General features: G+C 72.7%; 22 protein-coding genes, 2 tRNA genes and 1 pseudogene. 5 read left to right on the top strand and 20 right to left on the bottom strand.

Annotated elements, in window-relative coordinates:
- Positions 1-144: 144 nt before the first annotated feature.
- Positions 145-450, top strand: coding sequence for a GNAT family N-acetyltransferase (locus tag CITRIK5_RS03805; protein ID WP_036338933.1), 306 nt, complete (start codon positions 145-147; stop codon positions 448-450).
- Positions 451-459: 9 nt separating this feature from the next.
- Here the strand turns inward: CITRIK5_RS03805 and CITRIK5_RS03800 are convergent, their stop codons facing one another.
- The 4 genes from CITRIK5_RS03800 to CITRIK5_RS03785 all read right to left on the bottom strand — a co-directional run bounded on the left by CITRIK5_RS03800 (position 460) and on the right by CITRIK5_RS03785 (position 4,781).
- On the bottom strand, positions 460-1,503 hold the full coding sequence (locus tag CITRIK5_RS03800; RefSeq protein ID WP_036338930.1) for a hypothetical protein: 1,044 nt from the start codon (positions 1,501-1,503) through the stop codon (positions 460-462).
- 202 nt (positions 1,504-1,705) lie between these two features.
- Positions 1,706-2,776: a DUF305 domain-containing protein gene (locus CITRIK5_RS03795; RefSeq protein ID WP_123244150.1), complete on the bottom strand. Its 1,071-nt coding sequence runs from the start codon at positions 2,774-2,776 to the stop codon at positions 1,706-1,708.
- Between the two features lie 122 nt (positions 2,777-2,898).
- Positions 2,899-3,804, bottom strand: coding sequence for a class F sortase (locus CITRIK5_RS03790; RefSeq protein WP_063189606.1), 906 nt, complete (start codon positions 3,802-3,804; stop codon positions 2,899-2,901).
- Positions 3,805-3,884: 80 nt separating this feature from the next.
- Positions 3,885-4,781, bottom strand: coding sequence for a LysR family transcriptional regulator (locus CITRIK5_RS03785; RefSeq protein ID WP_123244151.1), 897 nt, complete (start codon positions 4,779-4,781; stop codon positions 3,885-3,887).
- Between the two features lie 145 nt (positions 4,782-4,926).
- Between CITRIK5_RS03785 and gabT the strand changes: the two genes are divergently transcribed.
- The gene (gene gabT, locus CITRIK5_RS03780) at positions 4,927-6,249 is read left to right on the top strand and encodes a 4-aminobutyrate--2-oxoglutarate transaminase (RefSeq protein ID WP_036316964.1); all 1,323 of its coding nucleotides are present in this window, start codon (positions 4,927-4,929) and stop codon (positions 6,247-6,249) included.
- Between the two features lie 78 nt (positions 6,250-6,327).
- On the opposite strand, the gene CITRIK5_RS03775 is transcribed toward gabT, so the two are convergent.
- Positions 6,328-6,639, bottom strand: a complete 312-nt coding sequence (locus CITRIK5_RS03775) for a hypothetical protein (RefSeq protein WP_100057717.1) — start codon at positions 6,637-6,639, stop codon at positions 6,328-6,330.
- 192 nt (positions 6,640-6,831) lie between these two features.
- Between CITRIK5_RS03775 and CITRIK5_RS03770 the strand changes: the two genes are divergently transcribed.
- Positions 6,832-8,265, top strand: a complete 1,434-nt coding sequence (locus CITRIK5_RS03770; RefSeq protein ID WP_073115388.1) for an APC family permease — start codon at positions 6,832-6,834, stop codon at positions 8,263-8,265.
- A gap of 82 nt (positions 8,266-8,347) precedes the next feature.
- Here CITRIK5_RS03770 and CITRIK5_RS03765 read toward each other — a convergent pair whose 3' ends face one another.
- From CITRIK5_RS03765 to CITRIK5_RS03755, 3 genes are read right to left on the bottom strand one after another with little or no spacing between them, the layout of a single operon-like run.
- Complete coding sequence (locus CITRIK5_RS03765; protein ID WP_036340938.1) at positions 8,348-9,733, bottom strand: NAD-dependent succinate-semialdehyde dehydrogenase; 1,386 nt, start codon at positions 9,731-9,733, stop codon at positions 8,348-8,350.
- Positions 9,730-11,391, bottom strand: coding sequence for an APC family permease (locus CITRIK5_RS03760; protein WP_036316957.1), 1,662 nt, complete (start codon positions 11,389-11,391; stop codon positions 9,730-9,732). The genes CITRIK5_RS03765 and CITRIK5_RS03760 overlap by 4 nt, the downstream gene beginning before the upstream one ends.
- Before the next feature lie 26 nt (positions 11,392-11,417).
- Positions 11,418-12,950, bottom strand: a complete 1,533-nt coding sequence (locus CITRIK5_RS03755) for an NAD(P)/FAD-dependent oxidoreductase (protein ID WP_041103003.1) — start codon at positions 12,948-12,950, stop codon at positions 11,418-11,420.
- Positions 12,951-13,119: 169 nt separating this feature from the next.
- On the opposite strand from CITRIK5_RS03755, the pseudogene CITRIK5_RS03750 reads away from it, so the two are divergent.
- Positions 13,120-13,714, top strand: a pseudogene (locus CITRIK5_RS03750) (TetR/AcrR family transcriptional regulator); the annotation flags it as partial.
- Positions 13,715-13,996: 282 nt separating this feature from the next.
- Here CITRIK5_RS03750 and CITRIK5_RS03745 read toward each other — a convergent pair.
- The gene (locus CITRIK5_RS03745) at positions 13,997-15,076 is read right to left on the bottom strand and encodes a hypothetical protein (RefSeq protein ID WP_036340945.1); all 1,080 of its coding nucleotides are present in this window, start codon (positions 15,074-15,076) and stop codon (positions 13,997-13,999) included.
- A 243-nt stretch (positions 15,077-15,319) separates the two neighbouring features.
- Positions 15,320-15,395 (bottom strand) — tRNA-Ala (locus tag CITRIK5_RS03740).
- A 170-nt stretch (positions 15,396-15,565) separates the two neighbouring features.
- Here CITRIK5_RS03740 and CITRIK5_RS03735 point away from each other — a divergent pair.
- Positions 15,566-16,696, top strand: a complete 1,131-nt coding sequence (locus CITRIK5_RS03735; protein ID WP_127434962.1) for an oxidoreductase — start codon at positions 15,566-15,568, stop codon at positions 16,694-16,696.
- 86 nt (positions 16,697-16,782) lie between these two features.
- Here CITRIK5_RS03735 and CITRIK5_RS03730 read toward each other — a convergent pair.
- From CITRIK5_RS03730 to rplU, 10 genes are all read right to left on the bottom strand, one after another.
- Positions 16,783-16,858, bottom strand: a tRNA-Ala gene (locus CITRIK5_RS03730).
- Positions 16,859-16,979: 121 nt separating this feature from the next.
- Positions 16,980-17,645 carry a histidine phosphatase family protein gene (locus CITRIK5_RS03725; protein ID WP_123244144.1) on the bottom strand — a complete coding sequence of 222 codons (666 nt, stop codon included), beginning with the start codon at positions 17,643-17,645 and terminating at the stop codon, positions 16,980-16,982.
- Between the two features lie 13 nt (positions 17,646-17,658).
- Entirely contained in the window at positions 17,659-18,084 is a 426-nt protein-coding gene (gene rsfS / locus CITRIK5_RS03720) for a ribosome silencing factor (protein ID WP_002853902.1), read from the bottom strand.
- Positions 18,081-18,728 carry a nicotinate-nucleotide adenylyltransferase gene (gene nadD / locus CITRIK5_RS03715; RefSeq protein ID WP_123244143.1) on the bottom strand — a complete coding sequence of 216 codons (648 nt, stop codon included), beginning with the start codon at positions 18,726-18,728 and terminating at the stop codon, positions 18,081-18,083. Before nadD ends, rsfS begins: the two co-directional genes overlap by 4 nt.
- A gap of 74 nt (positions 18,729-18,802) precedes the next feature.
- On the bottom strand, positions 18,803-19,027 hold the full coding sequence (locus CITRIK5_RS03710) for a hypothetical protein (protein ID WP_036316935.1): 225 nt from the start codon (positions 19,025-19,027) through the stop codon (positions 18,803-18,805).
- Positions 19,028-19,106: 79 nt separating this feature from the next.
- Positions 19,107-20,456 carry a glutamate-5-semialdehyde dehydrogenase gene (locus CITRIK5_RS03705; RefSeq protein ID WP_036316932.1) on the bottom strand — a complete coding sequence of 450 codons (1,350 nt, stop codon included), beginning with the start codon at positions 20,454-20,456 and terminating at the stop codon, positions 19,107-19,109.
- 73 nt (positions 20,457-20,529) lie between these two features.
- Entirely contained in the window at positions 20,530-21,735 is a 1,206-nt protein-coding gene (proB, locus tag CITRIK5_RS03700) for a glutamate 5-kinase (protein WP_036316929.1), read from the bottom strand.
- 3 nt (positions 21,736-21,738) lie between these two features.
- On the bottom strand, positions 21,739-23,286 hold the full coding sequence (obgE, locus tag CITRIK5_RS03695) for a GTPase ObgE (RefSeq protein WP_060973657.1): 1,548 nt from the start codon (positions 23,284-23,286) through the stop codon (positions 21,739-21,741).
- Between the two features lie 169 nt (positions 23,287-23,455).
- The gene (gene rpmA, locus CITRIK5_RS03690; RefSeq protein ID WP_002853915.1) at positions 23,456-23,713 is read right to left on the bottom strand and encodes a 50S ribosomal protein L27; all 258 of its coding nucleotides are present in this window, start codon (positions 23,711-23,713) and stop codon (positions 23,456-23,458) included.
- Between the two features lie 51 nt (positions 23,714-23,764).
- Positions 23,765-24,070, bottom strand: a complete 306-nt coding sequence (rplU, locus tag CITRIK5_RS03685; protein WP_002853919.1) for a 50S ribosomal protein L21 — start codon at positions 24,068-24,070, stop codon at positions 23,765-23,767.
- Between the last annotated feature and the right edge of the window lie 182 nt (positions 24,071-24,252).

The following is a 24,252-nucleotide window of genomic DNA, read 5'->3' as shown; positions in this document are numbered from 1 at the left end:
ATCTCGGGGCCGGGTTCCCACAGCCGGAAAGTCGGGTTCGCCACGTCCGCGAGCGGCGTGTCCGGCCCCCGCGGACCACTACATGTAGGAGCCCGCCGCCGGCCGGCGTCGGAATACCCCGTGACCACCGGGGGTTGCCCCGGCATGAGCACCTCCCCCACCGTCACCCGCAATGACGCCGAGTCCCGCTACGAGCTCCACGACGGCGGCACACTGCTCGCCGTCCTCGACTTCCGGGACAACGGCGCGGCCGTCTCCCTGAACCGCGCGTTCACCATCCCGGTGCACCGCGGCCGGGGCCACGCCGCCGCGCTGACCGCGGGCGCCGTCGAGGACATCGCGACGAACGGCGGCCCCGCAGGGGGCCGCCGCATCGTGCCGATGTGCTGGTACGTCGCCCAGTGGTTCGACGAGCACCCGGAGAAGAGCGCGCTGCTCGCGCCCCGCTGACCGGCGCGGTCAGGCCGCGACGCGGTGCCGGCGCACCACGGCCAGGACGCCCGCGGCCAGCACCGCGACGGCGACGGGCCACGCCGCCGGACCACGCCCGGTCTCGACCGTGTCCGGCACCGTGTGCTCGCCGTCGGCCGGATCCGCAGGGGTCTCGGGCTCCGCCGGCGAGGTGGGAGTGTCGGGATCGGCCGGCTGGCCCGGAGCGTCGTCGAACGGGCCGGCCACGGGGAAGGTCACGAACCCCGGGATCCGCCCGTTCTCCCAGTCGTAGAGGTCCACGCGGGGATCGCCGAACCGCACGGTCACCGTCCGCGTCGTCGTCACGCCGTCCCTCGTGGCCCGCAGGGTGACGGTGTCGGATCCGGTGAAGCCCTCGGGCGCCTGGTACACGTAGCCGCGCGGCCCGCCGGTCTCCTCCTCCGTCACCTCGACGACCCGACCCTCGGCCGGGCCCGCGACGAGCGTCAGCGGCGCCGCCTCATCGCCCGTGTACGAGGAGATGAACACGTGTCGCTCCCCCGGCGCCGCGAGCAGGGTGGTGTCCCAGGCGGTGGGGAGCATGTGGAAGCCGAGCTCATGACGCTGGTCGGCGCGCAGCGGCTCGCCCGGGTCAGCGTCGGTGAGGTCGGCGTCCGGACCGTAGGTGAGGGCGGCCACCTCGCCGCCCAGGACGTAGAGGGTGTAGACGACGGGACCGGTCCCCGACTCGCCCAGGCTCCGCCGGGCCGCGGCGACGTCGAAGTCACCGCGCTCCAACTCGTCGTCGTACGTGAACGGGACCTCGGTCTCGGCGCCGCGGGCCTCCCCCTCCAGCACCGGAGCCACCGTCAGGCGGACGTCGGACTCGTCCACCTCGAACTCGGTGCCGAAGGAGGCACCGGTCTCACCCTCCGCGCCGGCCACGAGGAAGGATCCGCCGGGCAGGCCGTGCTCGGCGGTCCATCCAGCGGGGTGGGCGGGTGAGGCGAGGGCAGGGGTCGCCCCCAGGCCGGTGAGAAGGACGCCGGCGCCCAGGGCGGCGGCAAGGCGGGTCGGTCGGGCGGTGCGCATCGTGCTCCTCCAGGGGTGCGGTGCTGCGACGGGCCGAAGGGTTCTCCGGCTCGGACGCCCGAGGTCGACCGGATGCCGCACTCGCCGCTTCGGCACGAATCTACGCCGCGCGGACGTGAGGCGGGTCACTGTCCGGTGACGAAGCGCTATCGACTCGGTCACGGCGACGCGCGATGCGGATCGGGCCGGCCGGCGCCGCGCGTCAGCGGGACGCGCTGGGCGAGGGGCTCGCCCCGGAGGAGGGGCGCGGGGTGGCCTGCGCCGTGTCGGCCGGGCTGGGCGACGGGCTCGCCGACGCGGCGTCCCGCCCCCGCTGGTCCTCGGCGTCCCGGCCGGAGGCGCTGGCGGAGCCCGACGCGCTGGAGGAACTGGGCGAGCTCGACGACGGCAGCACCGGCTTCTGGGTGGCGCGGAAGTTGCGCACCCGCTGCAGCGGCTCCGGGACGAAGTCCGAGGGGACGGAGCCGCCGTCGGCGCCGGTGCCCTCGATCTTGATGGGGCCGGTGAACCCGGACGGTTCCGCCGTGCGCGCCCCGCTCGACCCGATCACGCCCATCTCCGCGAGCGTCGCGGCCAAACTCTCCAGCTCCTTGCGGTGGCCCTCGACCACGCTGGAGGCCAGCTCCTTCGCCGCGTCGTCCGAGCCGTCCTCCGCCTCCGTGGCGGAGATCGTCAGCGCGCCCTGATAGAGGCGGCGCATCTGGAGCAGGTAGATCCGTCCTGCCTCCTCCGGCTCGGCGGCGGCCAGCACGTTCTTCTCCCGGTCGGACAGGAGTCCGGCGCGCAGCTCGTCGCCCACGATCTCCGCCGGCTCCGCGTCCTCCGTGGACTCGGGCTGCGCAGACGGGGTCGCCTCGGCACCCGCACCGCGCACGTCATCCGAGGGGACGCCCCAGCCCTCGAGCATCGACTCGAGCCGGCCCGCCCGCTCCTCGTGCTCGGACTTCATCCGTTCGGCGGTGGCCCGGATCTCCTGGTCCACGCCGTCCTTGCCCAGCACCTGATCGGACTGCTGGATCGCGTCGCGGTGGTTGCGCAGCAGCAGACCCGCGAACTGGATGTCCGCCGCGAGCGGGTCGGCGGACGTCTGGCTGGGGCTGGCCAGCACGCCCTCCAGGTAGGTGTTCCCCGCCTCCGTGCCACCGGTCTGTCCGGGCTCCTCGGCGACGCTGCAGCCGCCGGTGGCCAGGGTGATGCTCAGGAGCGCCCCTCCGACGGCCACGCTCCAGCGGCGGGGGTGCACGCGGGCGGGGGCGATGTCGGCTCGGCTCATGGGCGCAGGTCCTCTCGGCGGTCGTCACCCGGTCACGGGGTCAAGGGCGGTCCGACGCGGTCGGCCGCCCCGGCCTCCCCAGGGTACCCCTCCGGCCTCCCGGCCCCGGGGTCGCCGCGGCCTCAGGCGACGCGGGTGGCCTGCACCACCCAGTTGTTGAAGGCGTTCCCGGCCATCCCGGTGCCCGGCACGAGGTCGCACGTGATCAGCGTGACCTTCGCGTCGTCGCCCCCGGGCTCCCATGCCCAGCGGTGCGACGGATCCTGGGTGAGCGCCTCCTTCTCCACCGAGACCGCGTCCGCGTCCGCCTCGAAGGCGGCCTGCGTGCCGTCGTCGTATGTCACCACGACGACGGCACCCGCGCGCACGTCGCCCAGGTTCCAGAACACGTCCCGCACGCCGTGGTAGACGACGTGCCCGGCCAGGACCCCCGCGTACCGGGACCGCTCCCCCGGCGTGGTGCCCCACTGCGGCGGGCCGTACCAGCCGACCGTCTGTGGCTCCGGGTCCAGGTCGCCGCCCTCATCCAACTGCGTGAGGTCGATCCCCGCTCCGACGATCTGCTCGCCGTCCTGGTGGACGTCCACGTGCACGGGCGTCGCCGTGACCTCGTCCCACGGGGCGGCGGGGCCGGAGAGGTGGGCGGCCGCGGCGGGGGTCGGCTCCTCGGACGGTGCCGGCTCCTCGGACGGCGCCGGCTCCTCGGTGGGGGTCGGCTCCTCGGACGGCGTGGGTGTGCCGGCGAGCTCCTGGGTCTCGACGGGAACCGCCGCCTCCCGCGTGGGTGACGCCGAGGACGGGCTCGGCGTCGGGGTCGGGGTGGCCGTCGTTGCGGGGCTGGGCGTGAAGCGTGCCGAGGACGGCGACGGCGACGGCGACGGGGTCGCGGACGCCGTGGCGCTGAGGGTGGGGGCGGCGCTGATCGGCACGGCGCCGACCGCCAGCACCCCGCGCAGCGCGAGGAACACGAGTCCCAGGCACAGCAGCACCAGGACCACCCACAGGGCGCGTCGGACGGTGGTGTTCATCCGGGTTCTCCCCTCGTGTGCATCGACGCGGCCCGCCCGGGGCCGCGTCCGACGACGGCATGGTCTCACGCGCTCCGGCCTCAGCGCGGCGCGTCGTCCCCGGGCTCGGCATAGCGGTCCCGGACGAAGGCCTGCAGCCGACGGGCGATTTTCTCCAGCGTCGCGGTGGCGAAGTGGTCCTCCCGCCACGCCGCGTGCAGTCGCACCGCGAGCGCCCGCCCCTGCGCGATGACCCGCACCGGCGTCAGCTCGAAGGCCGGGTCCTCGGTGACGACGGCGACGCCCGCCCCCGTCGCGACCAGGGCCTGGGCCACCCGCCCGGAGTTCGCCTCGACGAGGGCCGGCGGCGTGAGGCCCGCCACGGCCACGGCGCCGTCGAGGACGCGCCGCGCCATGAAGGTGCGGGCGGGTGCGACGACCGGCTGGGCCACGAGGTCGTCGAGGGACACCCGCGTCCGGCCCGCCCAGGGGTGGCCCGGGGCGACGTACGCCCAGACCGGCAGGTCCATCAGCGGCAGCGACGCGACGGAGGGCGGCGGCACCGTCGGCATCACCACGAGGTCGTGCCGCGCGACGGCGTCGAGCAGCGAGTCGTCCAGCTGGGTCTCCGCGACGCGCGGGCGCGGGTCCTCCTCCCCGAAGGTGGCCACGAACGGCAGCACGACGTCGATGAGGGTGGTGCCCGGTGCGGCCACGGCCACGTCCGTGAGCCGACCGGAGGCGAGCGTGCGGGCCGCCTGCTCCGCCCGGCGATGGGCGACGAGGACCTCGCGCGCCACCGGGAGGAACGCCTCGCCGGCCGTCGTCAGCTCGAGCCGGCCGCCGACCCGGGCGAACAGTGGCAGGCGCAGCTCACGCTGAAGCCGCTGCAGCTGCCGACTGAGCGCGGACTGCACGAGATCCAGGCGGATCGCGGCCCCCGAGACCGTGCCGACCTCGGCCACCGTGACGAAGGCCCTGAGCAGTTTCTCCTCCATGCCGGATAAGCATAGCCTCCATGCCGGATCATCACTGGACGGCATGGCCTCGACGCCCCACCATGGGAGGACGCGGCCCGACGCGTCGTCGTCGTGCCCACCCGTCGTCCCCGCTCCCCGTGAGCCGTCCCCAGGAGGCATCCCCATGACCGCCACCCCCGACCTCGAGCAGACCCGCCATCTGGCCACCGAGCTGCCCGGCCCACGCTCCCGTGAGCTCGCCGAGCGCCAGAAGCGCGCCGTCCCAGCCGGCGTGGCCACCACGATGCCGGTGTACGCGGCCCGCGCCGCGGGCGGCATCCTCGAGGACGTGGACGGCAACCGCCTGATCGATCTGGCCTCCGGCATCGCCGTCACCTCCGTGGGCGCCTCCCACCCGCGCGTCGTGGCCGCCGTCCAGGAGCAGGTCGCGCAGTTCACCCACACCTCGTTCATGATCACGCCCTACGAGGGCTACGTGGCCGTGGCCGAGCAGCTGGACCGCACCAGCCCGATCCCCGGCGAGACCCGCACCGCCCTGTTCAATTCCGGCGCCGAGGCCGTGGAGAACGCCGTCAAGGTGGCCCGCGCCTACACCGGCAAGCAGGCCGTGGCCGCGTTCGACCACGCCTATCACGGCCGCACCACCCTGACGATGGCGCTGACCGCCAAGTCCATGCCCTACAAGCACAGCTTCGGACCGTTCGCCCCCGAGATCTACCGCGTGCCCGGCTCCTACCCGCTGCGGGACGGCCTGTCCGGCGCCGAGGCCGCGCAGCGCGCCATCTCCGCGCTGGAGAAGCAGATCGGTGCCGACAACCTGGCCGCCGTGATCATGGAGCCGATCCAGGGCGAGGGCGGCTTCATCGTCCCGGCCGAGGGCTTCCTGCCGGCCGTGGTCGAGTGGTGCAAGGCCAACGACGTCCTGTTCATCGCGGACGAGGTCCAGTCCGGCATCGCCCGCACCGGCGCCTGGTTCGCCTCCGAGACCGAGGGCATCGAGCCGGACCTGATGGCGACCGCCAAGGGCATCGCCGGCGGCATGCCGCTCTCCGGCGTCACCGGCCGCGCCGAGGTGATGGACTCCGTGCACCCGGGCGGCCTCGGGGGCACCTACGGCGGCAACCCCGTCGCCACGGCGGCGGCGCTCGCCGTGTTCGAGGCCGTCGAGGAGGACGGTCTCCTGGAGAAGGCCCGCCGGATCGAGCAGGTCATCCGCGAGCACTTCGCGCAGAACGCCGACGACCGCATCGCCGAGGTCCGCGGCCGCGGCGCGATGATGGCGATCGAGTTCGTGGACCCCGCCACCGGCGAGCCGGACGCGACGCTGACCGCCACCGTGGCCGCGGCCGTGCGCGCCGCCGGCGTCATCCTGCTCACCTGCGGCACCTACGGCAACGTCGTCCGCTTCCTGCCGCCGCTGACCATCGGTGAAGACCTCCTCAAGGAGGGCCTGAGCGAGGTCACGAAGGCGCTGCAGTCCGCCTGAGCCCCCGCCATCGGCGGACCGACGACGGCCCCGCATCCCTGCCCGGGATGCGGGGCCGTCCGCCTGTCGGTGGAGGACTCAGATGTCGTCCTCGTACGCGGGGCCGCCTTCGTTCTCCAGGGCCTCGAGGCGCCGGGACTTCTCGGCGGTGAAGATCCGGCGGACCCCCGTGCCGCCGAACTCGTCCTCCGGGACCAGCCCGACGCCGTACTTCCGCAGGGCCTTCTCCAGACGCAGACGCTCGTCCACCCGCAGGTCGGCCAGCCCCTTCTCGAAGCGGCGCAGCTGCTCCTTCTCGAGGCCGGCCGCGGTGGCCAGGGTGCGGACACTGACCTGGGCGAGAGCGCGGCCGGCGCGCGCCACGTCGAAGGTAATCGGGGTGGGGTACATCAGACATTCTCGATTCTGCAGTTCTCGACGGGGATCCGGTCCATGATGGCCACGCCCCGGATGAAGGGACAAGGGCGCGCCAGCCTAGAACCCGCTGTGTGACAGGCGCGTCACTGACGGAGACGGCCCCGGCCGACGATCGGGGAGAATATGGCGGTCATCACTTCCCCACCCCCCGAGAAAGGGGGCTCCATGAGCCACGTGACCTCCTCCCCGCCCGCGACAGGGCCGGGTCTCAAGAAGACCCTCTCGTCGCTCGACGCCTACGCCATGGGCTTCGGCGCCATGATCGGCTTCGGCTGGGTCGTCCTCGTGGGCGGCTGGCTCAAGGACGCCGGCACCATGGGCTCGATCATCGCGATCGTCTCCGGCGGCCTGATCATGACCGTCGTCGCGCTGGTGTACGCCGAGCTCGTCGCAGCGATCCCGAAGGCCGGCGGCGAGCATCACTACCTGCTGCGTGGCATGGGCGCGCGGTGGAGCTTCCTCGGTTCGTGGGGCATCACGGGCGGCTACATCTCGATCGTCGCGTTCGAGGCCGTCGCCCTCCCCCGCACCGCCGCGTACATCTGGCCCGAGATCGAGTCGATCCCGCTGTGGAACGCCTTCGGCTCGGACGTCTACCTCGTCTGGGCGCTGGTCGGCGCCGGGGCCGCCGTGGTCATCACCTGGATCAACTACATCGGCGTCAAACTGGCCGGCATCGTGCAGACGATCGTCGTCGCCACGCTGCTCGTCATCGGCGCTCTCCTGGTGTTCGGGGCCGGAACGGGTGGCTCCGTCGCGAACTTCGAGCCCCTCTTCACGGACGCCCGGGGCCTCTTCACGGTGATGGTCGTCGTGCCGTTCCTCTTCGTGGGCTTCGACGTCATCCCGCAGTCGGCCGAGGAGCTCAACATGCCCCCTCGCCGCATGGGCGTGATGATCATCGTCTCGGTGGCCGCCGCGACCCTCTGGTACATCATGGTGATCCTGACGAACGCGTCCTCGATGCCCCGTGAGCAGCTCGTGAACTCCGACCTCGTGACGGCTGACGCCATGGCGGCCCTGTTCCACAGCCCGGCCATGGCCAACGTGCTGCTCGTGGGCGGCATGGCCGGCATCCTCACCTCCTGGATCGCCCTGCTCATGGGCGCGGCTCGCCTGCTCTACGCGATGGGCGTCTCGGGCATGCTGCCCCGCTGGTTCGGACACATCCACCCGAAGTACCGGACCCCGTCGAACGCGGTGCTGTTCATCGGCGTGCTCTCCATCGCGGCGCCGTTCTTCGGCGCGGGCGCCCTGGGCTGGTTCGTCGACTCCGGATCCCCGTCCATCGTGTTCACCTACATGATGGTCTGCGTCGTGTTCCTGCTCCTGCGCCGCCGCGAGCCGGAGATGGACCGCCCCTTCCGCGCGGGCGGCGCGACCGCCGGGCGAGTGCTGGGCGTGACCGGTGTGATCCTCACTGCGGGGCTGCTCAGCCTCTACATTCCGGGGATGCCCGCCTCCATCGCCCCGATGGCCTATGCCTTCTTCGGCCTGTGGTGGCTGCTCGGCTTCGTTTTCCTGTTCCGCATCCCGCGCGGGATCACCCCGGGCGAGGACGCAGAGGAGCGTCTGCTGGAACGTCTGGCGCGTCGCTGACCCACTGCTCCCGCCACGCCGGCGGGACGCGGACGGGCCCGCCTCCGGTCACCGGAGGCGGGCCCGTCGTCGTCGTGGGGTGTCAGTCCTGGACGAAGTACGTCTGCTTGTTGACGAACTCGTCCATGCCGAGCGGGCCGAGCTCGCGGCCGAAACCGGAGCGCTTGACGCCGCCGAACGGGATCTCCGCCCCCTCGCCCGCCGGCGTGTTGACGTTGGCCATGCCGACCTCGAGCTGCCGGGCGATCCGCTCGGCCTGGGCCTCGTCCTGGGAGAACACGGCGCCGCCCAGGCCGTACTGGGAGTCGTTGGCGAGGGCGAGCGCCTCGTCCGCGGACTCCACCTTGTAGACGACGGCGACGGGGCCGAAGAGCTCCTCGCGGTAGGCGTCCATCTCGGAGGTGACGCCCGTGATCACGGCCGGGGCGAAGCGGGCGCCCGCCTCGTCCGTGACGGTCCCGCCGACGTGGACGGTCGCGCCCTGCTGACGGGCCCGCTCCACCTGCTCGGCCAGGCCCTCGGCGGCACCGCGCGAGGACAGCGGGGTGAACACCGTCGGGTCCTCGTCGGCGGCCTCCCCGGGCTTCATGGCGTCGGCCAGGGACACCAGCTCGGCCACGAAGGCGTCATGGATGTCCGCCGAGACGATCATGCGCTTGTTGGAGTTGCAGGCCTGGCCCATGTTGTACATGCGGGTCGCCCACGCGGTGCGGGCGGCCTCGGCCGGATCCTCGGCGTCGAGCACGATGTACGGGTCCGACCCGCCGAGCTCGAGGACGGCCTTCTTGAGGTGCTGGCCCGCGAGCGCGCCGATCACGGAGCCGGCCCGCTCGGAGCCGGTCAGGGAGACGCCGGCCACGCGCGGGTCGGCGATGAACTCGGCGATCTGGTCGTGCGTGGCGAACACGTTGGTGTACACGCCGGCCGGCACGCCGGCGTCGTCCATGATCTGCTGCACGGCCAGGGCCGAGCGCGGGCAGATCTCGGCGTGCTTGAGCACGATCGCGTTGCCGAGCATGAGGTTCGGCGCGGCGAAACGGGCGATCTGGTAGTACGGGAAGTTCCACGGCATGACGCCCAGCAGCACACCCAGGGGCAGGTGGCGGATCATGGCGCGGCCGCCCCCGTAGGTCTCGATGGGGCGGTCCGCGGCGAGGGTGGGGCCCTTGTCCGCGAAGTAGCCGAAGATGGCCGAGCTGAACTCCGCCTCCTCGACGCCCTCGGTCACGCGCTTGCCCATCTCGGTGGCGATGATCTGCGCGAGCTCGTCTTTGCGCTCCTCGAAGAGGTCCGCGACCTTCTGCACGATGGTGGCGCGTTCCTCGATGGGGCGGGCGGCCCATGCGCGCTGGGCGGTCTCGGCGGCGGCCAGCACCTGGTCGACCTCACCGTCGGCGAGGGCGGGGAAGGTCTCCACGACCTGGTCGGTGCTGGGGTCCTGCACGCGATAGCCGGTGGGGGTGCTCATGAGTGGGTCCTCTCGTTGGGGTCCCGGACCACGGCAGTGCCGTCGTCGTCCGGACGGATGATCGGGATGGGTCGGGTCGAGTCCGTCTGCGGCAGGGTCTCGCCACGGAAGTAGGCCGGGTGGCGCAGCCGCGTCCACATCATCAGTACCACGCCGATGGCCAGCACGCCCATGCCCAGGATGAACACGGTGCCGACACCGAACACGGAGGAGCCGGAGCCGTAGTCGGGGTCGGTGGAGTCCATCGCGGTCACGCAGAACATCACCAGCAGCACGAGGCCGCCGATCAGCGGGAACAGGAAGGTGGTGAGGGCGTTGCCCACCGAGGTGAACCACTCGCGGCGGAAGTACCAGACGCAGGCCAGGGCGGTGATGCCGTAGTAGAAGCAGATCATCAGGCCCAGAGCGGTGATGGTGTCCCACAGGGCGTTCTCGGAGAGCAGCCGCGTGACGACGTAGAAGAGGCCGGCGAAGCCCGCGCACACCCAGGTCGCGAAGGCCGGGCTGTTGAACCGGGGGCTCAGCTCGGCGAAGCGCGCGGGCACAGCCCGGTAGAAGCCCATCGCCAGCAGGGTGCGGGCCGGGGAGACCATGGTGGACTGCAGGGAGGCCAGGGAGCTGACGAGGATCGCGCTGGACATGATCACGGCAAAGGGGCCCAGGATCGGGCCGGCGAGGACCGCGAAGATCGACTCCTGGTTGTCCGGGTTGCCCGCGCCCAGGCCCTCGGAGCCGATGCCCGCCCAGGAGATCACGGCCAGGGCGGACAGGATGTAGACGGCGATGATGACGAACACGGTGACGGCGGCGGCCCGGCCGGGGGTGCGCTCGGGGTCCTTGGTCTCCTCGTTCATCGTGAGGGTCACGTCCCAGCCCCAGAACAGGAAGATGGACAGGGAGACGCCGGCCGCGACCACACTGAAGTCGCCCGCGGTGAACGGGTTGAACCAGTCCAGCTGCACCGGGGTGGGGTCGAAGCCCGCGCCACGGGAGGACTGCGTCAGGGCGGCGACCGCGAACGCACCGAGGGCCAGGATCTGGAAGGCCACCAGGATGTACTGCAGGTGCTTGGTGGTCTCCATGCCGCGGTGCGAGATCCATCCGGCCAGGGCCAGGTACACCAGGGTCAGGGGGATGTTGACCCACAGGTTGCCGGCCAGGTCCGCGATGGCCTGGCTCCCGGTGATCTGGGCGAGCAGCAGGAACGTGAAGTCGACGGCGACGGCCGCCAGGTTGGACAGCACGATCACGGAGGCGGCGATGAGCCCCCAGCCGCCCATCCACCCGACATACGGCCCGAAGGCGTGCGTGGCCCAGGTGAACGACGTGCCGGAGTCCGGCACCCGCGTGTTCAGCGCCCGGTAGCCGAGGGCCACCAGGAGCATCGGGATGAAGCCGAGCAGCAGGATCGCGGGCACGTGGGTGCCGACGGTGCTGATGGTCGGCCCGAGGCCCGAGGTCAACGTGTAGGCGGGGGCGACGACGGAGACGCCGATCACCACCGCCCCGAGCAGGCCGACCTTGCCGGCCTGGAGCCCCTTGTTGCTCACCCCGCCCGGGTTGAGCAGGTTGACCTGCTCGATGGCGGAGGTGGTCGGGTACACGTGCTCGTGTCCCTCATTGTCGACGACGCGGCGTCGTGGGGTGGATGCGCTCATGAGGATGTCCTTGTCCGTCGGGCCGGTCAGCCGGTGGGCTGCCCCGCGTCGGTGGCTTCCCGCTCGGCGATGGCCAGGGCGGCGGCCTCGCCCATGCGGATCGCGCCGTCCACGTGCTGGTAGCCCTCGGCTGCGATGTCCGAGCACGCGTAGTGGATGGGACCGGTCGGGCGGTTCTGGAGGTGGCCCCAGCGGGAGAGCCCGCCGAGGTCGTAGCTGGTGGCGTAGGCGCCTCGGGTCCACTCCTCGGCGGCCATGTCCGAGAGGAAGAACGCGATCGGCTCGAGGGTCCGGGGGCCGAGGTACTCGGCCATGGCGCCGAGGATCGCGGCCTTGCGCTCCTCCTCCGGCAGGGCCCACATCTGCTCCGCGTACACGTCGGACACGAAGCCGACGAGGGTGCCGTGCGGGTCCTCCTTGCCCGGGGCGCCACCGGCCAGGTTCTCGCCGCGGTTGGTGTTGTCATAGATCTCCTGGACGAGACGGCCCCCACCGAAGCACGTGCCGGACAGGCCCTCCTCGCGCCAGAACGGGGTCTCGTACACGGCGTGCACCTTGATGACCAGGCCCATGGAGATGTGCTGGTGCGCGATCTGCTGCTCGCGCGGCATCGGCGGCTCGAAGGAGATGCGGCTGTAGAGGTTCGGCGGGACGGCCAGGACCGCGTAGCGGGCGTGCACCTCGTAGTCGTCAGTGAGCGCCACGACGTCGCCGGCGGCGCCGTCGTGCGCCACGCCGTTGCGCACGTCCGCGGCCACCCCGTTCTTCTCGTCCGCGGTGGACGGGTCCGGCTCGGCCCAGCGCAGGGTGCGCACCGGCTGGCCGAGGACGACGTCGTCGCCCAGCTCGGCGGCCATGGCCAGGGACACGGACTGCATGCCGCCCTCGACGCGCTTGTCCAGGATGAAGTCCTCGTCCACCAGGTTGCGGAACGACCCGGCCGAGGCGGACATGAGCAGCGCCTGGAGCAGGGAGAAGGTGTGGGAGGGCTTGGTCAGCATGCCGGAGGCGATGTAGATGGAGACGTTGTCGATGGCCTCCGGGTCGTCGGACTGCTGCTCCAGCCAGTGCCGGAAGGAGATCTTGTCCAGCTCGGCGGCCCGCGGGTGCTCCCACGGGGCGGCGGCGTCGATCTCGGCGGTCAGTTCGTCGATCTTGGCGATCAGGCGATCCATCTCCCGGTCCGTCTTCTCGGCCACCGGGAAGTCGAGGCCGTCGTAGACGTGGCGTTCTCCGCGCGGGTCCACGTAGACGTTGCGACCGTCGCGGAAGCGGGAGAACGTCGGCAGGCCGAGCTCCTCCACCAGGGAGATGAGGCGGGTCTGGTCCGGGGAGATCCACTGGCCGCCGATCTCGATGAAGTGGTCCTTGCCGTCGGCGCCCTCGACCAGGCCGTTCCAGGTGCGGCCGCCGACGCGCCGGCGAGCCTCCAGGACGGTGACGGACAGGCCCTGGGCCTTCGCGGTGCGGGCGGCCATGAGGCCGGCCGGGCCGGCGCCGATCACGACGACGTCGCTCGTCCGGCGCTCGCGGCCGGCGGTGGCGGGGGCGGTGGTCATGGGGTCATGGGGGGCTCCCCTGGCGGGGACGGGGCATCGGGCGGGGCCCGGGTGAATGCCGTTCATTTAGAGTGTCGGCGCTCACTGTACGGGCCGCGCGCCGGGAAGGGAAGGCTGGTCCGTAGCCGGCCTGACACCTCCTGCCCGTCCGACGGGTCAGAATGGCCGGATGGACGAGACCACTGAACCGCCCCGGGCGCGCCGCCGCCGCGGACGACCTCTCTCCCCCGCTCTGAGCCGCGAAGCGATCGCGGACGCGGCGCTCGCGGTCGCCCGCACCGAGGGATACGAAGGGCTCACCATGGCGGCGGTCGGCCGTCGCCTGGGCGTGGCGCCGAGCGCGCTCTACAACCACATCAGCGGCAAGCATGAGCTGCTCGTCCTGCTGCAGGACGCCGTGATGGGCGAGGTCTCGCTCGTCGAGCTGGAGGCCGCGATCCGGGGCGAGGTGCCCGTCGTCGCCGCCCTGCGGGCGTGGGCGCGCTCCTACCGCGACGTCTTCGCGGCCCATCCGCCGCTGATCCCGCTCATCGCGACCCTGCCGATCGAGGGAGCCCCGTCGACGCAGCGGGTCTACGAGACGGTGTGCGCGGTGTTGGCCCGGACCGGTCTGGCGCCGGAGCAGGTGCTGGCCCGGGTGATCGCGCTCGAGTCGTTCATCTACGGGTCTGCGTACGACGTCGACGCTCCGGCCGACATCTTCGAGGTGGCGGGGGCGCAGGAGCGCCTGCCCGCGCTTGGCGCGGCCGCCGAGGCCTTCCGGGNCGCCCCTCTCACACACAGGGGCGGCGCGTCCGTGCCGGCCTGACACGCGGCCGGCAGTCCGCGGGTCAGTCGCCGAGGCCTTCCGGGCGGGCGGGGGCACGCGCGCGACGGGGGCGCGGAACCCCTATGCGGACGCACCCTTCGAGGAGGGACTGGACCTGCTGCTCGCGGGCCTCGGCGACTGACCCGCGGACTGCCGGCCGCGTGTCAGGCCGGCACGGACGCGCCGCCCCTGTGTGTGAGAGGGGCGGCGCGTCGACGGGGCCGTGTGCGGCGGGCCGTCAGCGGGTCAGGCCGAGACGACGACGCGCCGCGACCAGCACCCCCGCGGCGGCGGCGCCGAGGCCGGCCAGCCACCAGCCGGTGGACTGCCCCGTCTCGACGGTGTCCGGGGTCGTGTGCTGCTCGTCGGCGTCGCCCTCGACCGGAGCGGTCTGCTCCTCCTCATCCTCCGGAGCCGGGGCGGCCTCGTCGCCCCGGAACGCGGCGAGCGCCGCTGCGGTGTCCGGGTCGGTCAGGTCGAGCGGCTTCCCGTTGAGGACGCCGTCCTCGGCATCGAGGAAGCCGTCGTACGCGGCGGAGATCTCCTCGCCGACATGCACGGTGACGGTCTGGACGTGGGCGACGTGGTCGCTGTGGAAGTCGACGGTGAAGGTGTCCGTACCGACGAAGCCCTCGTCGGGGATGTACCAGGCACGGAGCTCGGAGTGCTCCGAGTCACGGAACGCGAAGACCTCACCGTGGGCCGGTTCGGCCACGACCGTCGCGTAGGTGTTCTCCATCGTCGGCGCGGCGACCAGGTGGACGATCTCGGCGCCCGCCACCCCGGGTGCCAACTGCACGGCCGAGTCCCAGGCCAGGGGCCGGTCCCCGAGGTGGGCCATCTGCGGGCCGTCGACGGCGTGCACGGCCGCCCCCTGATCGTCGGCGAGGTCGGCGTCCGCCTGGAGCGTGATGCCCATGTTCAGCATCTGCCCGTCGGCCACGACGTCGTACCGCACGAGGCCTTCACCGGCCGCGCCGAGCGCGCGGCGGGTCTCCAGGACGTCCACCGCGCCGCCGTCGATGACGTCCAGGCCGGTGAACTCCACCTCCTGGCCGCCCTCCAGGCGGGTGCCGTCCTCGGCCACCGGGGTGAGCGTGAGCGTGAGGTCCTCCGGGTCGTAGCCGTCGTAGGTCTGGAAGAAGGCGGCGGTGACGTTCTCGTGGTCGACGGCCTGGAAGTAGCCGGCCTGGGGGCCATGGGCGTCGTCCCAGGCCGCGGCGGGGCCGGCGAGGGCGACGGTGGTGATGAGGCCGGCGGCGGCGACGGCGGCGGGCAGGTGACGGAGGGAGGGACGACGGGTACGGATGACGGACATGGCAGCTCCTCACTGAGTCAACCGGACAGGGCCGGCGGCCCCCGCCTCTGCAGCACCGGTGGTCCGGGCTCCACGGGTGGAGACGCCTCGAGTCTGTCCGCCGAGAGCCTGCCGTGAAAGGGCTGTGCGACGTCGATGCGTGATCGACGCTGGACCGCAACCCGGTCGTGACCGGTGGTTCTCGACGGCGAGCTGGCCGTCACGACGACGAAGGCCCGGTCCGCACGGACCGGGCCTTCTGACTGGTGGAGGTAAGGGGATTCGAACCCCTGACCTTCTGCATGCCATGCAGACGCGCTACCAACTGCGCCATACCCCCAGGTGGGTGGTGACTCCGTTTCCGGCGGACCGGCCGGAGCACCTGAACAGAATACCCGGCCTGCGGCAACCGCGCAAACCGGCCGGGCGGCGTCGATGGACCGCCGCGACGCCACGGCCTAGCGTGCAGGAGACGCCCCCATGCCCCCCCGCCAGCCCAGGAGGTCCTGCATGTCCCGCACTGACGCACCGATCCGCACCGCCCTGATCGGCTACGGGTTCGCCGGGAAGACGTTCCACGTCCCCCTGCTCCACGCCACGGAGGGACTCGCTCTCACCCATGTCGTCTCGAGCCGCCCGGACGCGGTGCACGCGGACCTGCCGGACGTCGTCGTGGTGCCTGACGTGGACAAGCTCCTGGCTCGCCACGACGTGGACCTCGTGGTGATCGCCGCCCCGAACGACCAACACGCGCCGCTCGCGCGCACGGCCCTGAGGGCGGGTAGGCACGTGGTGGTGGACAAGCCCTTCACGCTGAGTCTCGCCGAGGCGCGGGAGCTTCGCGACCTCGCGGTCGAGACCGGGCGGGTGCTGCGGGTGTTCCAGAACCGCCGCTTCGACAGCGACTTCCTGGGCATCGCCGAGCTGGTCCGCTCCGGCCGGCTCGGGGACGTCGTCCACCTCGAGTCCCGGATCGACCGCTTCCGCCCGACCGTCCGGGACCGCTGGCGGGAAGCCGCGGTGCCCGGGGGCGGCATCTGGTTCGACCTCGGACCGCACCTGGTCGACCAGGCGCTCCTGCTCTTCGGTGTCCCCGAACGCGTAGACGCCGACCTCGCGGCCCTGCGTCCGGGCGCCCCGGTCGAGGACTGGGCGCACTGCGTGCTGCAGTACCCGGGCCGGCGCGTGGTCCTGCAGGCGTCGATGCTCGTGGCCGGCGGCAGCCCGCGCTTCGCGGTCCACGGCACGCGTGGCTCCGCGGTGAAGAAACTGCCGGATCGGCAGGAGGTTCAGCTGCGCGCTGGTCTGCTCCCCGGCGCCGAGGGCTGGGGCGTCGATCCGGACCCGATCCTCCTGCACGACGGGGAGGGGAACACCGAGCGCGTCCCCGCGCCGATCGGAGCCCAGCAGCGGTCCTACGCGGGCGTGCGCGACGCGATCCTGGGCCGCGCGAGCAGCGACGCCGCCACCCCCGACCAGGCCGTCGCCGTGATGGCGGTGCTCGAGGCCGCCGTCGCCTCGGCGCGGGAGGGCCGTGCGGTGGAACCCGCACTCACGGCGGCGGAGCGCGCAGCGTACCCCGGCGTGTCCCCCGCACCGACCGCGGCGGAGCGACATCACCGCAGTGCAGAACCGCGGTGATGTCGCGGGGCGGCGGTCGCCTCCCGGCCCCGCACGGGAGTCCGACGACGACGAAGGCCCGGTCCGTGTGGACCGGGCCTTCTGACTGGTGGAGGTAAGGGGATTCGAACCCCTGACCTTCTGCATGCCATGCAGACGCGCTACCAACTGCGCCATACCCCCAGATGTGGGCGCCACCCGCGATCTTCACGCGCCGTTTCCGGCCCGTTCGCCTCGCTGGCAACTCGACCAGCGTACACGGTCCCCGTGCGGGCGCCAAATCGGCGTCCAGGCCGGGGCGCCCTCAGATGCCGTAACCCTCGAGGGTCCAATCGCCCCAGCCCTCGGCCCCGGTGTCGGCAGTGAACGCGCCCTGCAGCACGGCGGCGCGGGCGTTGCCGATCCGTTCCATCGCCGCGAAGGCCTCGCCCTCGTGACGCAGGAGCAGCCCCGTGGCCGCGCGGATCAGCGCACCGTGGGCCACGACGAGCAGGGTGTGGGCACCACCGTCGCGCGGGGTGTCCGCCCAGTGCGGGGGAACGTGTCCGCGCAGCGCACGCAGGGCCCGCTCGCCGCCCCCGCGCAGGGTCTCCCCGCCCACGGGGCCGGCGTCGAGCGCCGGCTCGGCCCGCCAAAGGCGGTGCTCGTCCGGCCAGCGTTCCGCGATGGCACTGAGCTCCAGGCCCTCCCACTCTCCCCCGGCCAGCTCCATCAGCTCCGGGTCGACGGCCACGGACGCCGCGCCCACCCGGGCCTGGAGGACGATCTCGGCCGTGCGCCGCGCCCGGGCCAGCGGGGAGCAGACGGCCACGAGCTCCTCCGCGACCTCGATCAGGTCGCCCACGGGGCCGCCGGCGGCGCGGCGCGCCTGGCGCTCCCCCTCGGCGTTCAGCTCGATGTCCGTGTGCCCCTGGTAGCGGTCCAGGGCGTTCCAGTCGGTCTCGCCGTGACGCAGCAGGATCAGGCGCATCTCGCGACCGCGCTCAGGAGGCGTGCGAGGCGGAGGCGCCGTCGTCCTGGGCGGCCGCGTCCGGTCGGGTGCTCTCCTCCGGCAGGCCGAGGTCGATCGCCGGGGTGTCCTTCCACAGGCGGTCCAGCGCGTAGAACTCGCGGTCCTCGCGATGCTGGACGTGCACCACGAAGTGCCCGTAGTCGAGCAGCACCCAGTGGCCGTCAGACCGGCCCTCGCGACGCAGCGGCTTGAGCTGCTCGTCCTTCAGCAGCGCCTCCTCGACGCCGTCGACGATCGCGTTGACCTGACGCTCCGAGGCGCCGGAGGCGATCAGGAAGGCGTCGGTCAGGCCGAGCCGCTCGGCGACGTCGAACGCGACGATGTGCGTGCCGAGCTTGTCCGCGGCGGCGGCCGCGGCGGTGGTGAGGGCGTCCAGGGTGGTCTGGGGAACGGTCACGAGGTCTCCTCTTCCGAGACGTAGAGGTGGTGCTTGGCGATGTACTGGACGACGCCGTCCGGGACGAGATACCAGACGGGCCGGCCCCGGCGGACGCGCTCCCGGCAGTCCGTGGAGGAGATCGCCATGGCGGGGATCTCCATCAGGGACACGTCATCGCCCAGGCCCATGTCCGAGAGGTCGTGGCCGGGACGGGTGACACCGACGAAGTGCGCCAGGCCCCAGAGTTCGTCCACGTCCTTCCACGTGAGGATCTGGCCCATGGCGTCCGCGCCGGTGATGAAGAACAGCTCGGCGTCCGGGTGCAGGCGGCGCAGGTCCCGCAGCGTGTCCACGGTGTAGGTGGCGCCGGGGCGGTCGATGTCCACCCGGGAGACGGTGAACCGGGGGTTGGAGGCGGTGGCCACCACGGTCATGAGGTAGCGGTCCTCGGCCGGGGAGACCTGCCGGTCCGACTTCTGCCACGGCTGACCCGTGGGGACGAAGATGACCTCGTCCAGCGCGAACTCGGCGGCCACCTCAGAGGCGGCCACGAGGTGCCCGTGGTGGATCGGGTCGAAGGTGCCGCCCATGATGCCGAGGCGACGACGGCGCACGCCCCCGGCGGTGGGCTCGGGGACGGGGGTGCGGGAGGCGACGGTCATGCGCTCAGGAGACGAACGGACGGCCCGCCGCGTCGCCCCCGGCGGAGGCGGCGACGCGGCGGGCCGGTGAGACGTCAGTGACCGGAGGTGTGCGAGCCGCGGCCGGTGCCGTGGTGCTGGACCGCGGTGGTGGGCTCGGGCAGGCGCAGCGCGCGGGAGCGCATGGACATGGTGGCGGCCAGGGCGGCCATCAGCAGCGCGAAGACGAGCAGGCCGTACCAGATGGGGTCCATCGGCAGCTCGTTGACGACGTGGTGGCCCTCCTCGGCGGCGGCCAGGATCAGGGAGGTGTTCAGCATGGATGCTCCTCGGTGCAGCGGGTCAGACGGCCGGGCCGGGGCCGGGCCGAAGGGGTCCTGGTGTCCATCGTAGCCCGGCTCAGCGGCGGATCTGCCCGTCGCCGCGCAGGATCCACTTGGTGGTCGTGAGCTCCTCCAGGCCCATGGGCCCGCGGGCGTGCATCTTCTGGGTGGAGATGCCCACTTCGGCGCCGAGGCCGAGCTCGCCGCCGTCGGTGAAGCGCGTGGACGCGTTCACGATGACGGCCGCGGCGTCCACCTCGGTGATGAACCGCTCGGCCGCGGCCAGGTCGTTCGTGACGATGGCCTCGGTGTGGCCCGTGGACCACCGGCCGATGTGCTCGATCGCCTGGTCGAGGGAGTCCACGACGCGCACGGCCATCTCCATGTCCAGGTACTCGGTGCCCCAGTCCTCCTCGGTGGCGTCCACGGCGTCCCGGGCGTGGTCGCCGCGGTCGGCGAGCGTGGGCAGCCAGGCCCGCGCGGCCTCGTCCACGTGCAGCAGCACGCCGGCACGGGTGAGGGCGCGCAGCACTTCTCGGCCCACCTCCTCCGCGTCCCGGTGGAGCAGCAGGGTCTCGGCCGCATTGCACACGGAGGTGCGGTGGGTCTTCGAGTTGAGCACGATGTCCACCGCCATCTGCTTGGGTGCGGAGGCGTCCACGTACAGGTGCACGTTGCCCTCACCCGTCTCGATCACGGGCACCCGGGCCTCACGGACCACGCGCTGGATCAGCTCACGGCCGCCGCGCGGGACGAGGACGTCCACCGCGCCACGGGCGGCCATCAGGGCGGCGACGCCAGGACGTCCGAGGTCGTCGATGCCCTGGATGATGTTGGGGTCGAAGCCCTGGTCCACGAGCGCCTCCCGCAGCACCTGGATCAGGACCGCATTGGTGGACTCCGCGGCCGAGCCGCCGCGCAGGATCACGCCGTTGCCCGACTTCAGGGCGATGCCGGCGATGTCCACCGTGACGTTCGGACGGGCCTCGTACACGGCGCCCACGACGCCCAGGGGCACCCGCACCTGGCTCATCCGCACGCCGTTGGGCAGCGGGCCGCCGCGGACCACGGTGCCCACGGGGTCCGGCAGGCCGGCCAGGGTCTCCAGGGCGAGGGCCAGCGCCTCGACGCGCGCCTCGTCCAGCTTGAGGCGGTCCAGCATGGCCGCCGAGGTGCCGGCCTCGCGGCCGCGGCTGCGGTCCTCGCGGTTGGCCGTGATGATCGCGGCCGCGTTGGCGCGCAGGGCCTCGGCCATGTGGCGCAGGACGGCGTCCTTGCGGACGCGGCCGGCGGTGGCCAGCTCGGGCACGGCCTGACGCGCCCACTCGGCCCGTTGGCGGACGGCCTCCTCGACCTCGGGCGTCGGCGCCTCGGCGTCCTGGCGGCCGGACTGATCCTGGGGTGCGGTGCTCTCGGTGGTCTGCATGCCCCCAGCCTATCGAGCGCCCCGGACGAGGCACGAGGCCCCGGTCCGTCGCCGCGGCCGGAGCCCGTGCCGGTCAGCGCTGCGGCGGAGCCAGGCGCACCCAGTCGTCGGCGTGCACGACGACGCCGTCGTAGCCCGCGCCCAGGTCCTCGCGGAGGTCGGCGGTCGTCCGCCCGAGCATGGCGGGCAGCTGCGACGAGGAGTACTGCACGAGGCCGCGCGCCCGCACCCGGCCGTGCGCGTCCACGATCTCGACGACGTCGCCCGGCGTGAAGTCGCCCGTGCAGCCGGTGATGCCCGCGGCCAGCAGGGAGCGGCCGCGGTCGATCGCCCCGGCCACCGCGCCGTCGTCGATGACGAGCCGGCCCCGGACCTCCGCCGTGAGGCCGAGCCACGCCGCGCGCGCGGACCGGCGGCGGCCGGTGGCGGAGAACCACGTGCCCACGTCCTCCCCCGCGAACGCGGCGCCCGCGTTCGCGGCCGAGGTGAGCAGGGTCGGGATGCCGGTGGTGGCCGCGATGCCGGCCGCGTCCACCTTGGTCACCATGCCGCCCGTGCCCACGCCCGCGGAACCGGGCACGCGCACGTCGACGCCGGCCAGATCGTCGTCCGAGGTGACCTCCGGGATGCGCCGTGCGTCCGGGTTCGAGGGGTGGCCCGTGTAGAGGGCGTCCACGTCCGAGAGCAGGACCAGCAGGTCCGCCTTGCAGAGGTTGGCGGTGAGGGCCGCGAGGCGGTCGTTGTCGCCGAAGCGGATCTCGCGCGTGGCCACGGCGTCGTTCTCGTTCACGATCGGCATCACGTCGAGCGTGAGCAGCCGCGACAGGGCGCGGTGCGCGTTCGTGTACTGGGTGCGCCGCATGAGCTCCTCGGCGGTGAGGAGCACCTGCGCCACCTCCGTGTCGTGCCGGCCGAAGCTCGTGGTGTAGTGCGCCATGAGCTTGCTCTGGCCGACCGCCGCCGAGGCCTGCTGGGTGGCGGTGTCCTTGGGGCGTCGGCCCAGCCCGAGGTGGGGGAAGCCGGCCGCGACGGCACCGGAGGACACGAGCACCACCTGGGTGCCCTTCTGCCGCTCGGCGGCGAGGACGTCCACGAGCCGGTCGATGGCCTCCACGTCCAGGCCGTCCGGGGTGGTCAACGAGGACGAGCCGATCTTCACGACCACTCGGCGTGCGGCCTGCATCGTCTCCCGCGAGGTCACGGGGTTGGCCCGCGGGTCCTCAGAGCCGCGCGTGGCGGGGGTCGGATAGCGGGTGACGACGGTGCGCCGCACGGACATGGATCATCCCTCTCGATCGTCGGTGTCGGTCCACAGGCCGGAGCGTCGCTCGGCCTCCATCTCGGCCCGGGTCGCCGCACGGGCGGCCCGGCGGGCATCCTGCTCGGCGCGCTTCTCCGCGCGGGTCGCGCGGGTGCGCTCGTCGAGCCGCAGGTCGGTGCCACGGGGCCCGGCGAGCAGCTCGGCTCCCGCGGACAGCGTGGGCTCCCAGTCGAAGACCACGCCCGTGACGTCGTCGCCGATCACGACGGCGTCGCCCGGCCTCGCACCGGCCTTGAACAGGCCGTCCTCGACGCCGGCCCGCTGGAGCCGGTCCGCAAGGTAGCCGATCGCCTCGTCGTTCTGGAAGTCCGTCTGGGCGACCCACCGCTCGGGCTTCTCGCCGCGCACGCGGAACAGCGGCTCGAGGTTGCGTTCCTCGCGGCGGATCGTGAATTCGGCCCGCTCGCCACGGCGGCGATGCCGGCGCGGCACCTCGACGGGCGCGGCCGGCGCGGGCTCGACCACCCGGGAACGGGCCTCCGCCACGAGCTCGGCCATGGCGTACTTGAGGGCGTCCAGGCCCTCGCGGGCCAGCGCGGAGATGTCGAAGACCCGCAGGCCACGGCCCTCGAGCTCGTCGCGGACCATGTCCGCCATCGCGGCGCCGTCGGGCAGGTCGGTCTTGTTCAGGGCGATGAGGCGGGGCCGCTCGTTCAGCGGTACGACGCCCTCCCCGCCCTGGGAGAAGACGGGCTCCACCGCGTAGGCCTCGAGCTCGGCCTCGATGGCCTCGAAGTCGGCGATCGGGTCGCGGTCGGACTCGAGGCTGCCGCAGTCGAGGACGTGCACGAGCGCGGCGCAGCGCTCGACGTGGCGCAGGAACTCCAGGCCGAGGCCGCGGCCCTCCGAGGCACCGGGGATCAGGCCCGGGACGTCGGCCACGGTGAAGCGCACGTCGCCGGCCTGCACGACCCCGAGGTTGGGCACGAGCGTGGTGAACGGGTAGTCCGCGATCTTGGGACGGGCCGCAGACAGGGCAGCGATGAGGGAGGACTTGCCGGCCGAGGGGAAGCCCACGAGCGCGACGTCCGCCACGGTCTTGATCTCGAGCGTCAGGTCCCGGCTCTCCCCCGGCAGGCCGAGCAGCGCGAAGCCGGGCGCCTTGCGCTTCACGGAGGCCAGAGCCGCGTTGCCGAGGCCGCCCTGACCGCCGGCGGCGGCGACGTAGGTCGCGCCCTCCCCCACGAGATCGGCCACGATGTTGCCCTGCTCATCCTTGACCACCGTGCCGTCCGGCACGGGCAGCACGAGCGACTGGCCTTTCTTGCCCTCGCGGTGGTCGCCCATGCCCGGCTGGCCGTTCTCAGCGGACCGGTGCGGGGCGTGGTGGTAGTCCAGCAGCGTGGTGGTCTGCGAGTCCACCACGAGGGTGATGTCGCCGCCGTCGCCCCCGTCGCCGCCGTCGGGGCCACCCAGGGGCTTGAACTTCTCGCGATGCACGGAGACGCACCCGTGCCCGCCGTTGCCGGCGGTGAGGTGGAGGACCACGCGGTCCACGAAGGCTGCCATGGGAGTGCTCCTAGGGGCTGGAGGGATCGGACTCAGACGGCCCAGGGGCCGGAGACGCCGACGGCGGGGGCGGGTCCGGTGGATGCCGGGCCCGCCCCCGCCGGGGCGTCAGGGGGTGCGGGTGTCCTCGCCGGGCGAGGGTCCGCACGCAGACCGCACGAGTGTCAGATCACTCCGCGGCGGGGACGATGTCCACGACCTTGCGGCCGCGGCGCTGGCCGAAGGCCACGGAGCCCGCGGACAGCGCGAAGAGGGTGTCGTCCTTGCCGCGGCCGACGTTGCGGCCCGGGTGGAACTTGGTGCCACGCTGGCGGACGATGATCTCGCCGGCGTTGACGTCCTCGCCGCCGTAGCGCTTGACGCCGAGGTACTGCGGGTTCGAGTCGCGGCCGTTCTTCGAGGAACTGCCGGCCTTCTTATGTGCCATTGCTGTTGCCTAACCTCTCGGATGCTCGGTTTCGCCGGTGCCGGTGACGGCTCAGGCGATCCCGGTGATCTTGACCGTGGACAGCTCAGAGCGGTGGCCCTGGCGCTTCTTGTAGCCGGTCTTGTTCTTGTACTTCATGATGACGACCTTCTTGCCACGGGAGTGGGAGACGACCTCGGCGGTCACCTTCACACCGGCGGCATCGGCGCCAGCCTTGACCTCGTCCCCGTCCACCAGCATCAGAGCGGGCAGCTCGACGGAGCCACCGGTCTCAGCGGGAACGCGGTCAAGGGTAACGAGGTCTCCGACGGAAACCTTCTCCTGGCGGCCGCCAGCGCGGACAATCGCGTACACCACTTGGGACTCACTTCTCTCGACGTTTCAATGGATCAGATCGGGTTCTGCTCGCCCGCACCTCGACCGCGGCTGCGTCCGGGTCCGGCGGTCCCTCACCGGGACATGCGGGAGCGTGCGGGCGGTGAACACCGATGGTCCAGCATACTCGCTGCCGGGCATCCGGACCAAACAGAGGCGTGTCG

The sequence above is a fragment of the Micrococcus sp. 116 genome (assembly GCF_902506395.1).
GTDB classification, from domain to species: domain Bacteria; phylum Actinomycetota; class Actinomycetes; order Actinomycetales; family Micrococcaceae; genus Micrococcus; species Micrococcus luteus.
This window is presented reverse-complemented; position numbering and strand designations above follow the sequence as displayed.